Raw genomic sequence first — 14387 nt, forward strand, 5'->3', positions numbered from 1 at the left:
AACTCCACGCGCACACGCTCCGGGTTTAGCCGGAGGGGCGTGATCAGGTCACGACGGCATCCTCAAAGTCAAAGAAATCGTCGCTCCACGCTGCCGGGCAGCTCTAATTGACGGCATTAGAGGCCGCCGCGGTTATCCGGCGCGCCCGGCCCACTGCAGCAGTGGCGGGGGATCCGAAACACCCGCTGAATGGCGTTGCGTCGACGATCGTCCGCGGTATCCTGTCGACTGCGGTACGCGACGATCTGGCCAAATGCGATAACCGGACCTGCACATGGTGGTCGCCGCCGCTGATCGAGCCGTCCAAATTAGTACCAATAGTTGCTCTCCTGTCCTTACGTCGCTATCGGAACGTCTCGTCAGCCGACATGAGGTGTCGCTCCTACACGGCTTGATTTGTCACTCCCGTATAGCATTGGAGTTCAATCGATGGCCAACATACCCGCCGCCTACCGCCCTCATCAACTGAAATCGCAGCTTGGGATCCGAGCGGCACAATACCTCCGTATGTCGACAGTTCGGCAGCAATACTCAATGCAAAACCAAGCTGCGGTGATTGCGGCTTACGCCCACGACCATGATTTAACAATCGTTCGCACCTATTGCGATGAAGGTGAGAGCGGTCTGCTGATCAAGAATAGGGCCGGTCTCATGCAGCTTATTGACAATGTCCAAACCGGAGAAGCCGACTTTTCTCACGTCCTAGTTTATGACGTAAGCCGGTGGGGCCGCTTTCAGGATATCGATGAGAGCGCGCATTACGAGTTTGTCTGTAAGAGGGCAGGCATCAAAGTTGCGTATTGTGCCGAGCAATTTGACAATGATGGCAGCATGCTTTCCAGCATGATCAAAAACATCAAGCGAGTAATGGCGGCGGAATTCAGTCGTGAGCTTTCGGCTAAGGTTCATGCTGGGCAGTGCCGGCTCGCGCGGCTTGGATTCAAGCTCGGAGGACGCCCTGGTTACGCCCTGTTGCGCGAGCTTATCGACGCGAGGCAGCAGTCGCGAGGTGCGCTGAAGAAGGGAGATCGGAAGTATCTCACCAGCGATCACATCCGAGTACGGCCCGGCATTCCCGAGGAAGTCGCCGTAGTGAGGTGGGTATTTCAGCGATTCTTGGAGGTAAGGTCCGAAGTCGTAATCGCTGCGGAGCTGAACCGGAAGGACGTACCGACGAGCACTGGGACACGATGGACGCGCGCCACAGTTAACAGGATCCTGAGAAACGAGAATTATGTTGGGAACCTCACCTTTAACCGGCGATCCCGTAAGTTGCGGCAAAGCTACACTGATAATCCGCCTGAGGTTTGGATTACCAGCGAGGCATGTATCGAGCCGATCATCGAACGTGACGCCTTCCTGAACGTTAACAAAATCATTGAGGAGCGACGTGTCGACCTCACTGACGAGGAGATGCTTTCGCGCCTGCGCGGAACGCTCCTCAAGGAAGGTCGTATTAGCTGCGCCATCGTAGACGGCACTATTGGCCTCCCCTGCACGTCGACCTACCAAAAACACTTTGGCAGCCTGAGGAACGTGTATCGGCTGATCGGCTACACTCCGAAGCGAAGTTATGAGTTTCTTGAGTCGCGCCCGCTGTGGGCCGAGGAAAATGCCAAGCTCGGCTTGCAAATAGCCATGGTTATCAGGAAGGCCGGTGGCCGCACTACCTCTCGCGACGGCACGGCTTACTTGCGCGTGAATGGGTCCATCAACATCTCAATTCGAGTGGCGCTCTGGTGCGGAAGACAAAACCGCGCGCCGTACTGGTCCATCAAGCGTGATGCACGCCTGCCTCATGGCTGGATTGCCGCTACTAGGTTGTCTGAGCATAACGGGTCGGTGCTCGATTACGTGCTACTGTCCACCGACGGGAAAGTAAGACGAACCATGTCGTTTTCTGAGAGGGCCCGCATTCGCCGTGGAATAGCTAGCTTCGAAACCCCTGACGCTTTGGCACGGGCGATCACCAAGCGAATAATTGGCAGAGACTGTTCTTCTCCGGCGCCCAAGCCAAGCGATCGAGAGCCAAGCATCCCAAACCAAAAACGCTCGCGAGCAGCGCTGATAGAACGAAGATACCGAAGTCCACGACGTAGTCTCTCATGCTCCTTTCAGAAGCCTCCAGATCTCAAGCGCACCCGTCCTGTGTGTGTTTCGGCATGGAATAAGGGGTCTGACTCATTTCTGATGAAGTTCGCCGGCGACTGTGGTTCTTCAACGGAGAATCGGCGCCATGCGGACAGGCTTTCGAATTTCATCGCTAGTACCGAGTGGTTTGGTCTTTGATGGCGTAAGTGATTCAGAGGATTCAATTATTCTGGCTGTTCGGTCAGAGGCTGCGGAGGCCCAATGCCCTTTGTGCGCGACAGCATCGCGCCGAGTCCATAGCCGTTACATCCGGCACGTGGCCGATTTGCCATCAGCGGGCAGAAAGGTGCGCCTCCGATTGCTCACGCGGCGCTTCACATGTGAGGTGCCGCATTGCCGCCGTCGGATCTTCACAGAGCGGTTCGGAGAAGACGTCGTTCCGCTTCGACGGCGTCGGACGGCGCGGCTCGAACACATCGTCCATCACCTGGGGTTGGCGCTCGGCGGCCGGCCGGCAGCAAGCTTCGCCAAGCGGCTCATGCTGCCTGTCAGCAACGATACCTTGCTGCGGGTGGTCCGCCGGCGGACGGCGATGCCGATGGACCCATTGCTTGTTGTGGGTATCGATGACTGGGCGTTCCGGAGAAATCGTCGGTACGGGACCATCGTGTGCGATTTGGAGCGTCGGCGGATCGTTGCCTTGCTGCCCGACCGGGAAACGGCGACCGTTCAGGCGTGGCTGTCGAAGCACCCAGGCATCAACATTGTGTCGCGAGATCGCGGTGGTGGATATGGCGAGGCAGCAGCCAAGGCGCTGCCGAACGCCATCCAGGTCGCCGACCGCTGGCATCTGATGGAAAACGCGAGCGCGGCCTTCCTTGATGCGGTGCGCCGCTCCATGAGCAAAATCCGAACCGCAATCGGGGCGACGACGATCGATCTTAAACTGCTGACCTGCGCGGAAAAGCTTCGCTATCAGGGCTATCTGCGGCGCCAGGACAGCCATGCCGCAATCGCGGCTCTTGTCAGCGACGGTGTGCCGCTCAAGGAGATCGTCCGCCGCACAGGACATAGTCGCAATCTGGTTCGCCAAATTAGTCGCGGCGGCGGTACGGATATCTTCCGCACCCGTCAAAGCACCCTGGATGGGCACCTGCCGTTCCTGGACGCGCAGTGGTCAGGCGGCTGTCGCAACGGTGCCGAACTCTGGCGCCGTTTGAGAGGGCAAGGCTTTAAGGGATCACTGCGCGTAGTGGCGGAATGGGCCACGCGACGGCGACGCGCCGAGACTATCAGCCGTCAACAATTGCAGAAGGTCCCCGCCGCCAGGACGATAGCGCAGTTGATGACGACGAAGCGCGACCACCTAACCAAGGCCGAGACCGTCACGGTTGCCGCTATTGAACAAAGCGTTCCTATGCTGGCCGACGCCCACGCTCTCGTTGGCCGCTTCCACACAATGGTCCGAAAGAGGGCCGAGATCGAGCTCGAATCTTGGATAGATGAATCCAAGCGGAGCCTCATTGGCTCATTCGCGAATGGCATCGCCAACGATAAGGACGCGGTGCACGCGGCAATCACGCAACCATGGTCCAATGGCCAAGTGGAAGCTCAGATCACCAAGCTCAAGCTGGTCAAGCGGCAGATGTACGGGCGCGCTAATCTCGATCTCCTTCAGGCTAGGCTGATTGGCGCGCCATAAAAACAAACACGATCATCGAATATGCGTCAGAGCCAATATTGCAGGCCGAATGACAGCCGAGCGTCGAAAGCGATAGACCGTCCCGACCGCGTCCCAAGCGCACCGGAGAGTGCCTTGCCGATTCACAGTTGCTTATCAAGCTTTAGGCAAAAGGGGCGATTCGTCCTATTTGTACGCCACGGCTACCCAGTGGCCATACCTGCGCTCTAGATTTCTTTCTTGCTGGAGCAGCCTACGATCTTATCGCCTCAGGCCCATTATGGTTCGGGGCGGAAGCATGCACGGCAAGGACGAAATGACTCGGATCGAGGCATCAGGGTCGCCAAATAGTCGGAAAATGCCGCCTGCCACGAAGCGCAGTCGTAAGAACCGTGGCATGCCGCCGCCGGCGACGTTCGATATTGAAACGCTGCCGGGCAGCTCTAATTTGACGGCAATAGAGGCGGCGGCGGTTATCCGCCGCACGCCCGGAGCGCTGGAGCAGTGGCGGCGCAATCCGAACCACCCGCTGAAATGGCGCTACGTCGATGGCCGGCCACTCTATCGTGTCGATGCAGTGCGTGACTATCTGGCCAAATGCGACAAAACCACTAAGACCCCTCAGCCGCATAATGCTCACGGAGACGCCCGAGGAGCTCGGCCTTGATCGGGTCAAGCGGATTCGTCCGCTGCAGGCGCACGATTTTGCCGACCCTTTTCGCGCCGACCAACTCTGCAATGTAGTCGTGAGCCGCTTCGAACGCCATCTTGCGGATGATCCACTGTTCGTCGTGATTGTAGACCTGATCGATTCCGCTTGGCCTTTGCCCAACACACAGCCGCTGGATTTCGTTGTCGTAGCCACAGCGTGACATGATGGTGCGCAAGCTGCGCCTTAGGTCATGCATGGTGAACTTGGCGACGCTCGCTTCCTTGACCAGGCGGTTGACCATCTTGGTGAACCCGGACATCTGGCCGCCGGTCTTTGGTGACGGGAAGACATAGTCCGAGGTTGCCCGCTGGAAATGTTTCGCGGCCGCGAGCACCTCGTCAACGAGATGGGTGCGCGGCAGGTCGTGGTGCAGGCCCATCTTGGTCCATGTGGCATCGAAGGTGATGCGGTCGTCCATGACGTGCTTCGACCACTCGATCATGGTTGGCTCGCTGCGGCGCGGGCCGCCCAGTAGGCACATCCGTGCCAGAAGCCCGAAAGTGCCGAGCTTGCCGGATGCCTGCCAGACCTTGATGATCTCGTCATCGCTCAGCGCGCGTCCCTTGGTGCGACGCAAGATCCGCTGCGCCCGGGTTTCCTTCGGCTCGCGATAACCAGCGAGCACATTGTGGTCGACATAACCCTCGCCGACGCACCATTCGAGGAAGGTGTGGGTGTGCTTGCGCAGGTCCTTGGCCGCCCCACGCTTGCCGGTTTTGGCAATCTTGTCGACGGCTGCCATGATCTGCCGCCGCGTCAGGTCTCCGACGGCGCTCTCGGCGTGTTCCTTGAGCCCGCGCCGCAGCGCCGACATAGCTGGTTTCCAGTTGACGACTTGGCGTCCGGTCAAAGACACCTGGTAGTGACCATCTTCAACAATGAGGGTGGTTAGCGTGGTGCGCTGCTTCCCGGCTGCCTGTTGCCGCCTCGCGCTTGGCGTCGTTCGGATCCACGCCCTTGAAGACCTCGCCCGCGGCGATGGTGGCGGCCTTGCGCGCTGCCTTCTCATTATATTTCGGCCAGGCGCCGAGGGTCTTGCGCTGGGTCCCCCTCACCCCCGGCTTGGTGAAAAGGTAGACCCAGGTTCGGCCACCGGTCGCGCGCATGCGCATCGCGAGGCCGGGCAACTTGTCGTCGTGGAGATAATGCTGCGCACTACCCGGCGGCAACGTCGCGTTGCGGATCACGGCATCGGTGAGTGTCAGCTGTTGGTCGGCTCCGGCATGGTCCCTGTGCTCCCTGTCGCGGTGTGCCCCGCAGCCGCCGGGACCATCGAAGCGAAGGGAAAGTGATCATTGACTTTCCTTCGCTTTTTCCGCCTCGGGGCACACTAGCGTGGAAGGTCGGCCCTGAAGAACAGAGGGGGCACAGACCCTCCCCGATTTGTGTGCCCCAAGGGAAGATGGCACGGGGGCATGGCGGGGTCATACAAAATGTAGTTTGGTCAGCTGTGGCCTGTTATGGCCGCATATGGCGAAATCCCCTACAATGCATAGACTTATCTACTTTTTACTATGGCTGACGCGGGTTGGCTAGGGACTACGGATTGTGGTTCATGTGGGCCTATCGCAGCGGCCAGGACTGCGCGCAGCCGGTCGTGCTGTTCGATTACCAGCCCGGTCGCGGCCAGCAACATCCTCAGGCCTTCCTGGCCGGCTATCGCGGCTTGTTGATGAGCGACGGCTATGACGCCTGGCGCACGCTGACAGGCGCGACCCATCTCGGCTGTATGGCGCATGCGCGCAGGAAATTTACCGATGCGCTCAAGGCCAGGACAAAGCCCGGCGGTCCGCCATTGCAGGCGCTCAAGTTCTTCGAGGCGTTGTATGAGGTCGAGAGGGTGGCGCGCCAGACGCCGCCCGACGGCGAAACGCGCGCCTCATACACCTTGCGGCTGCGCCAGCAGCATAGCCTGCCGGTATTGGCCGCCTTCCGGACCTGGCTCGACGACCGGGCGCCGAAGGTCCTACCCGAAAGCTTGACCGGCAAGGCGATCGCCTATGCGCGCAACCAATGGGATTATCTGACCCGTTACACCAGTGACGGTCTCGCCCCGATCGATAACAATGTTCTGGAGCGCGACATCAGGCCGTTCTGCACTGGACGAAAAAGTTGGCTGTTCAGCGACACCGTTGCCGGCGCCAAGGCAAGCGCCGTGATCTACAGTTTGGTGCTGACATGCCGGGCATGCGGCGTCGATCCCTATGCATGGCTACGTCACGCGCTCACCGAATTGCCCCAGCGCGCGCCAGACGCCGATATCGAAGATCTGTTGCCGTTCAACTGCACCGCTCAAAAAAACCTGCCAGCTGACAACGACAGCGGCTGACGGTCGAACGCTCAGGATCAATCAAGCCGTTCCGATGATCCCGCTGGGGCCCGGCGTCACGCGACGCCGCAGCCAGCCGCGCGCGCAGCCTGTCCAGTAAAGTGCGCGCTTACGTTCGATTGCGCGCCATCTCGGTCACCGTCGGAATTCGTGGCGTCGAGTCACGGCCCGGCTGAAGCAGGGCGGCCGTTGCCATCGCAATGCACTGGACCAAGCACATCGGTGCCGCGAGCGACCTTGAGAACAGATATTCGTCCTCCGGAATCGTGAAGAGTGTCCGGGCGTCTTTCGCGAGGGGCGACAATTGGCTGTCGGTAATGGCTATGATGTAAGTTCCGTTGGCTACGGCCACCTCGGATATGACGACGACTTCTTTTGCATAATGTCGAAATGCGATCGCGATCAGGACGTCGCGGTCGGTCATGGTCGTCGCCATTTCTTGCGCCAGGCCACCGGCAGGGTCGAGAAGGACGACGCGGCGGCGCAGCATCGTCAGAAGATACCTGAGCAATGATGCAATAGGTTCGGATCGAAGTTGTCCGGCAATGTAAATCGTTTCCGCCTGCACGAGCAGTTTGGCGGTGTCGGCGAGGGTTTTTTCCGATACGACTTCGAGAAGATCTTGAAGTGCCGCCATGTCGCGCACGACCAGATCCCGCAAATAGCCGAGACTGCCGTGATCCTTATTTCGTGAAAGTTCACTCTCAAGAGCGCTGATGCGCTCCCGAAATCCGGGGGCGGCAGTGGCAAGTCTTGTCTGAAAAACGGATTGCAGCTGTTTGAAGCCGGAGTAGCCGAGGCTCTGCGCGAAACGGACGAGGCTCGACGGATGCGTCCGGCATTTGGCGGCGACGGCATTGATCGATTCGAGTGCCACCACATTCGGATTCTGCGTCAAGAATCTCGCGATCTGCTGAAATCCGGTCGACAAGTTTGGGTATTCGCGAGTGATCAGATTGACGATCCCCTCATAATTTTTCGGGATTGTTGCTGCTGGTCCGCTGCGCTTGGTTGGCATTCTCATTCCTCGCCTGCGATTCCATCGCCCGCCTGAAAATCAATTTCTTTGGCGTATCTCAGAAACCGCGTGATTCATCGTGTCAAAAAAGTTCATCTGCCGATCGTGAAATTATTGTTGCAAAAGTAGAATTAAGCAACGATAATTGTTGAGAGTGCATGGAGTGCGCCGACAACAAAATTCGAAACCAAGGAATGAGCTGGTCCCGTTTGTCTGAACAGAATCTCCGCGTCGATAAGTGGAGCCTCTGCCAGGGTTACCCCCGATGCCACCTGCCTTACTTTGGCTGGCCATCCCCGGGATATTAACAACCTAAGAGAGACGCGCCTAGGAGCTCATGGCTGCTAGAGCGACCAATTGATGTGTCGCACTTGCCCGCGACCGCTCACCCATCATTCGGCCGCCTCTTACCAAATGCCCGCTCATTGAAGATCGAGGTCTACTATCGCTGCAGCGTGATCTGCCGGCGGGCGTTGCTCAATACTCCCTGAGTGTTTTCTTGCGGAGAAGCATCCACCCACACGGTATGGTCCGTCTTATGGTGAACTTTATTGGCGATGTACATTTGCCAGAAGAATCCGGACCATGCCAAAGTCACCAACCGTTCGACATTCTCCCGCACGCATGCTGGCCTTGGACCGCCGCCGTGAAAACTACCGGTCTAAACTGTTCAACTTGAAATCCCCTGTGCGGCCTTCTTGCATGTTCATTTTAAGAACGCTGAGCGGCGCCGCCGAAGTAGGCTTCAATCTCCCGTCGGATGCGTACGGACCGTGCCTGATAGAGGTCGATCTGCGCCCGTATCGCGATGATCTCGGCCTCAAGTTCATCCATAGCCAAGCCAAACTGCGTGCGAGCCGTAGCAAAGCGATTTCGTTGTTCCTCGATCTCGGCCAGCCTGCTCTCCAGCGCAGACGGGTCCCACTCGGCATGATTGGATGTCTCTGCGGTCCACGCTCTCACCACGTGCGCTGCGTTTTCCGCATGTCGACCCCAATTAAAGCAGCTGTATAATCGCTGCTCAACGCGCAGTTGCGTGGCAGCGTCCGCCGCTGGCAACGCTGTCTGAATGTCTTTTTGATAGGTTGATCCCTCGACGCCAAAACCGTCACCGCGGAACGCTTCAACAATCTCCAAGAAACCATGGGCAACACGATATTGAAGAAACCCGCTTGCGAAATAAGCGGCAGCTCGAAGCCCGGGAAGCAATCGTTCAATCCGATCTTCTTCCCGGCTTAAGATGTTTATCCTGATCTGACGTGTGACATTTCGGACTGCAACACTTGCTGTGAATAAGACGCCGCATATCGCGAACACGCCGACCGTTAGCGTCTGCCACTTCTCAATGCGCGACAGATCGAGCGGACCCCAAAGGCCTAACCAAACGGTGATAGTTGCTGCGAGCATGAGCGCTGCCATCGTCGGCAGTCCGGGCAGTTGAGGTTTCATAGCGCTTCTCTGCCAAAGTTCATCCAGGATCGGACACCCGCGCTTGCGCGGGTGTCCGTCCGAATGAACTCAATATCCATGGCTCACCCTCTTGTTCGAGAAGTACAAAATGAGAACAATAACGCAAGGCCCAAAAATATTTTTGGCACGCGACCACGCCCGTCTTGGCGGTGCGAAATCGGTGCCACGCGGTTTCGGTTGGATGAGAAAAAGCGCGCTGGGGAAATTAAAAAAGCCCTTGCGGGCTAATCGCTTGAGGGTGGTGGGCGCACCAGGGCTCGAACCTGGGACCCGCTGATGAGTCAGCGGGTCCAGGGCGGTAATCTGAGTGTCTGATTCCGATTTCCAAACGACCGTATCAGTTAGCATCAGAAACGATGTTGTCGCAACCACCGGGCCCTGCGATTGCTTGTCAACCTCGTGGCAAAGGCAACGATTCGTCCTATTTGTACGCCACGGCTACCCAGCCGCAATATCTGCGCTCTCGATCCCTTTCCTGCTCGAGAAGCCTCGATCCTAATGCCCCAGACCGATCACGGTTCAGGGCAAAGGCATGAGCGGCAAGGACGAAGCGCCTCGGATCAAGGGATTCCGGGCGCCAGATAGTCTGAAAATGCCGAGTACCACGAAGCGCCGCCGCAAGAACCGTGGTATGCCGCCGCCCGCGACATTCGATGTCGATACGCTGCCCGGCAGTTCTAATTTGACAGCATTAGAGGCGGCCGCGGTTATCCGGCGCACGCCGGGAGCGCTGGAGCAGTGGCGGCGCGATCCGAACCACCCGCTGAAATGGCGCTACGTCGATGGCCGCCCGCTTTATCGTGTCGATGCGGTGCGCGATTATTTGGCCAGAAGCCAAGACCACTAAGCCGCCCCAGCCGCATAATGCTCGCGGAGACGGCCGAGCAGTTCGGCCTTGATCGGGTCGAGCGGATTCGTCCGCTGCAGCCGCACCACCTTGCCGACCCGTTCCGCGCCGACTAACTGCGCGATGTAGTCATGAGCCGCTTCGAACGCCATCTTGCGGATGATCCACTGCTCGTCGTGATTATAGACCTGATCGATTCCACGCGGCTTTTGCCCCACGCATAGCCGTTGGATTTCGTTGTCGTAGCCGCAACGAGACATGATGGTTCGCAAGCTCCGCCTTAAGTCATGCATGGTGAACTTGGCGACAGCCGCTTCCTTGATCAGACGGTTGACCATCTTGGTGAAGCCCGACATCTGGCCGCCGGTCTTCGGTGACGGGAAGACATAGTCGGACGTTGCGCGCTGGAAGTGTTTCGCGGCGGTAAGCACCTCGTCAACAAGATGGGTGCGCGGCACGTCGTGGTGTAGGCCCATTTTGGTCCATGCCGCATCGAAGGTGATGCGATCATCCATGATGTGCTTTTGCCACTCGATCATGGTTGGTTCGCTGCGACGCGGGCCACCGAGTAGGCACATGCGTGTCAACAGCCCAAAAGCCCCGAGTTTGCCGGATGCATGCCAAACCTTGATGATCTCCTCATCGATCAGCGCGCGGCCCTTCGTTCGGCGCCCGACCCTTTGTGCACGGGTTTCCTTGGGCGCGCGATAGCCGGCGAGCACGTTGTGCTCCACATAACCTTCGCCTACACACCATTCGAGGAAGGTGTGCGTGTGCTTGCGCACGTCCTTGGCGGCGCCGCGCTTACCGGTCTTGGCGATCCTGTCCACCGCCGCCATGATTTGCCGCCGCGTCAGCTCGCCGATGGCGAGGTCGAAGTGATCTTTGAGACCGCGTCGCAACGCCGACATTGCCGGTTTCCAGTTGACGACTTGGCGTCCGGTCAGGGACGTTTCGTAGGGGCCATCTTCAATGATCAGGGTCGCCAGCGTAGTGCACTGCCTCTCTGCCAGTTGTTGTCGCTTTGCCTCGCGTTTGGCCTCGTTCGGATCGACTCCAATGACCACCTCGCCGGCGGCGACGGTAGCGGCCTTGCGCGCGGCCTTCTCATTGAACTTGGGCCATGCGCCCAGCGTCTTGCGTTGGGTGCCTCTCGTCCCAGGCTTGGTGAACAGGAAGACCCAGGTCCGCCCGCCAGTCGCGCGCATCCTGATGGCAAGCCCCGGCTGCTCTGTGTCGTGCAGATAGTACTGCGACTTGCCCGGCGGCAGCGTGGCTGCACGTATCGCAGCGTCAGTGAGCCTCAGGTAGTTCGTCGTCACTTCGGCTCTGAGACCCTTCTCGCTGTTTTCCATTGTTTGTGCCCTTACTCCTTGTGCCCCGGGACACGTCGAAGGAGATCCAAGAAACGGATCCTAAACCGCTCCCTCCACGTTCCCAGCTCTGTTGTGCCCCACGGGAAAATTCACGCAGGGCACGGCAGGGGCATACAAAATGTAGGAAGGCCAGCTATGGCCTCCTATGGGCCAACATGGCCTTAAATCCCTGCGCTGCAAGGACTTTTGCAATAAAACTATGGCTTGATTAGGTTAGCTAAGGCCTACGGATTGTGGTTCACACGGGAGAGGTCCAAGGTTCGATCCCTTGTGCGCCCACCATTCATCATTCTGAACCCTGTTGGTTGCGCACGATCCCCGACGCGGGGCGGCTTTCGTCACCGTCCCGTTGAAATGTCGAAAACAACCCCATGCACAGTAGCCGATGTCAGTCGGATCAAGGGGCTGCGAATTTTCCGAAACACCACTTGCTCCGTCGGGCAAAACAGGGGCATGATGGCATCATTGGAGACGAAGCCCCGATCAAGTAGCCGAGGCTGTAGAACAATTTCGGCCTCATCGATGAGGCGCCCTTTCCACAAAAAAAGCGCTCACATGAGCTGAGCGACGCAACTGCTTCCGCCAGACAAGAACACGAAGCCGAGCCGCCCCCGCCAAGGATCATTTCGTTTCAGAGCAGCCGATAGCCGTCCCAGCCTTGCTTAAGACTGTCGTCCCTTTGCTGCACGAGCAACCCCAACCAAACCCTAATGGACATTTTCGTCCGCCCGGTTGAGCGACCTGTTTCCTCTGGGTTGTCACGACAAGCAAGGTGACAAGGGTTCATTTTCGCCTTAACGAGTGTTTTTGACGTCTCAATATTCGAAGTTGTAAATCAATTGAGGGGCCGCTTTGTCTACGAAGGATCCTGAACAGCAAATCGCACGGCTAATTGGCGCGTCAGAGTTTGCGGAAAAAAGGATTGCCGAACTGAGCGCCAGAATCGAGGCAGTTGCTCAGGGTGAAACCAAGGCCAATAAGTCCATGTTGGCGGTTTTTGCAGGAATGGTCGTGTTTATTGGCACCATCATGACAGTGGGATTCGGACTCGTCGGCCTCATCCAGTACTGGAATAATGAAAAAATAGCTGACGCCATCCAGAGCAGCAGGAATCAATCCGAAAGCAGCAAGAAAGATTACGTAGCAGCTACAGACGCGGGGAAAACTCAGTCCGAGGCCCTTAAGACGGAGGTTCGGGACGCCATCAATGCTGGAAAAAACGAGATACACACAGCCACGTCCGAGTATCTGAAAAGCCAGAAAATCAACCTCTTAGCGATAAAAAATGCAACGGGTGACCCCGACATTGCGACGTGGGTTCCAAGCTTTGCCAAGTTTCCAAAATCGCCGGATCGCTACAGAGCTATCTATCGCGTGACGTTGACCTCTCACACCGACATCTACTTCACTGGCGAAGGTATTGGTAAGCTCCTAGCAACCCGCAATTATTTTAGCGGCGCCATGCTTGATATTATCGGCAGACATAAAGATTACTTCGACAGCGACTTTGTTGGCAGGTTGAAGAGCGGCGTTGTTTTCGAGTTCAACAAGACCGCTACATCAATCGTTCCCGCACAAACGGAAAACACTATTACGATAGACCGATACACCTGTGATGAGCTGATAGAGATCGATAGGTCCTTCCGCGAACAGACCAGGCTGGGTGAGATGAAAGTGCAGGTTTCACTTGAAAAAGCAGCAGAGGCACCGAACGAACGCTCCGAATGGAATACGTGAAGGCTGTTCCTGGGCCTGACTGATCACAGGGGTCTGGCCAATCGCAACACTTCAGGCTCAGCTCCGGTCACCACAGCCTAAAGTGGCTAATCGCGCTACTACCTCCGTCCGGGAGGCGCTGACTCGACCGCTATAGCTGATACCCGGCCCCCGGATAGTGATCCAACACGCCCATCGTGACCGTCCATCGGGGGTGCGCCCTCGATGCCGAACGTTGTGGCGAGTTCTCTAACGCCAACTGGGGTTACGACGAGCGCTCGGCTATCCCTGACGTGCTCGACCCAATCGTGCTCGAGAGCGTGATCAAGAATGGCGGCGCCAACTGCCCCGGCCAGATGCGACCGGCGCTCGCTCCAGTCGAGACAGGGACGACAGAACACCCGGCGCTTGGAGGCGAGGCGAAGATCGACGCCCAACTCATTGAAGAATGAGCGGCCGGCGTCGGTGAGTTGCCCGCCATCCTCGTCGAGCAGAATAAACGACTGTTGGACCAGCCGGTCGGCGATTGCGACCGCGATGCGGCCGGCCATGTGGTCATAGCACGTGCGAGCGTGCCGGAGCGTTTCTCCACCGCGCCAGAGATTGCGCTGCCGGGCGGGGCCGTCCTGCGCCACGACCATGAGACCTTCTAGCACGCGCGCGACGTGCGGAGAGGCCAGGCGGAAATATCGCCGTCGGCCCCGCTTTGCGAGCGCGAGCAATCCCGCGTCGCTGAGTTTCGCAAGATGGCCACTGGCTGTCTGCGGCGCCACGCCAGACACATAGGCGAGCTCCGAGGCGGTCAACGTTCGGCCATCCATCAGCGCGCTCAGCATGTTGGCACGCGCCGGGTCGCCGATGAGCGCTGCGACTTGGGCGATTTTGGGTCCCGTGTCCATGCCCTTCTCGTACGCCGATAAGGACGCAGTGCCAAGCACGAATACTTCGGTCAAGACCGTAGTGTTTCCGCGAGACTGGATCGATCACGAAACATAGGTTGCCTGGACGCCAGTAGGCCCGGCGAAGGAACTGCCGCGACGAGGAGAAAGGTCATCCCGCGGCTCCGAATATTCGGTTGGTATCGAATGACCATCGCAATGCGGGCTGATCTGGGCCGTCAAATTCTCACAGGCAATTGAGTGTGATC

At 58.2% G+C, this 14387-nt stretch carries 9 protein-coding genes and 2 pseudogenes; 6 read left to right on the top strand and 5 right to left on the bottom strand.

What is annotated here, in order from left to right:
• Positions 1-429: 429 nt before the first annotated feature.
• The 3 genes from ABID59_RS01970 (at position 430) to ABID59_RS01980 (ending at position 4439) form a co-directional block, all read left to right on the top strand.
• Positions 430-2289, top strand: a complete 1860-nt coding sequence (locus ABID59_RS01970) for a recombinase family protein (protein WP_354082271.1) — start codon at positions 430-432, stop codon at positions 2287-2289.
• Positions 2237-3793 (top strand): ISL3 family transposase, encoded by a 1557-nt coding sequence (locus tag ABID59_RS01975; protein ID WP_354082272.1) that lies wholly within the window; start codon positions 2237-2239, stop codon positions 3791-3793. The genes ABID59_RS01970 and ABID59_RS01975 overlap by 53 nt, the downstream gene beginning before the upstream one ends.
• 277 nt (positions 3794-4070) lie before the next feature.
• Entirely contained in the window at positions 4071-4439 is a 369-nt protein-coding gene (locus ABID59_RS01980) for a hypothetical protein (RefSeq protein WP_187435179.1), read from the top strand.
• Here the strand turns inward: ABID59_RS01980 and ABID59_RS01985 are convergent.
• A pseudogene (locus ABID59_RS01985) lies at positions 4384-5689 on the bottom strand (tyrosine-type recombinase/integrase). The gene ABID59_RS01980 and the pseudogene ABID59_RS01985 sit on opposite strands and share 56 nt — an antisense overlap.
• A gap of 347 nt (positions 5690-6036) precedes the next feature.
• Between ABID59_RS01985 and tnpC the strand changes: the two are divergent.
• Positions 6037-6813: pseudogene (gene tnpC, locus ABID59_RS01990) on the top strand (IS66 family transposase); the annotation flags it as partial.
• Positions 6814-6922: 109 nt separating this feature from the next.
• On the opposite strand, the gene ABID59_RS01995 reads toward tnpC, so the two are convergent.
• Positions 6923-7831: a MurR/RpiR family transcriptional regulator gene (locus ABID59_RS01995; protein WP_148755696.1), complete on the bottom strand. Its 909-nt coding sequence runs from the start codon at positions 7829-7831 to the stop codon at positions 6923-6925.
• Between the two features lie 711 nt (positions 7832-8542).
• Entirely contained in the window at positions 8543-9280 is a 738-nt protein-coding gene (locus tag ABID59_RS02000; protein ID WP_148755697.1) for a hypothetical protein, read from the bottom strand.
• Positions 9281-9833: 553 nt separating this feature from the next.
• On the opposite strand from ABID59_RS02000, the gene ABID59_RS02005 reads away from it, so the two are divergent.
• The gene (locus ABID59_RS02005; protein WP_246230405.1) at positions 9834-10148 is read left to right on the top strand and encodes a hypothetical protein; all 315 of its coding nucleotides are present in this window, start codon (positions 9834-9836) and stop codon (positions 10146-10148) included.
• Here the strand turns inward: ABID59_RS02005 and ABID59_RS02010 are convergent.
• A complete protein-coding gene (locus tag ABID59_RS02010) occupies positions 10145-11503 on the bottom strand; it encodes a tyrosine-type recombinase/integrase (RefSeq protein WP_279661207.1) in 1359 nt (452 codons plus the stop codon). The two genes, ABID59_RS02005 and ABID59_RS02010, sit on opposite strands and share 4 nt — an antisense overlap.
• Positions 11504-12376: 873 nt before the next feature.
• Here ABID59_RS02010 and ABID59_RS02015 point away from each other — a divergent pair.
• Positions 12377-13261 carry a hypothetical protein gene (locus tag ABID59_RS02015; protein WP_354082273.1) on the top strand — a complete coding sequence of 295 codons (885 nt, stop codon included), beginning with the start codon at positions 12377-12379 and terminating at the stop codon, positions 13259-13261.
• Between the two features lie 98 nt (positions 13262-13359).
• Here the strand turns inward: ABID59_RS02015 and ABID59_RS02020 are convergent, their stop codons facing one another.
• Positions 13360-14193: an ArsR/SmtB family transcription factor gene (locus ABID59_RS02020; RefSeq protein WP_354082274.1), complete on the bottom strand. Its 834-nt coding sequence runs from the start codon at positions 14191-14193 to the stop codon at positions 13360-13362.
• Between the last annotated feature and the right edge of the window lie 194 nt (positions 14194-14387).

The organism is Bradyrhizobium sp. S3.3.6 (assembly GCF_040546905.1).
In the GTDB taxonomy this organism is placed as follows: Bacteria; Pseudomonadota; Alphaproteobacteria; order Rhizobiales; family Xanthobacteraceae; genus Bradyrhizobium; species Bradyrhizobium cytisi.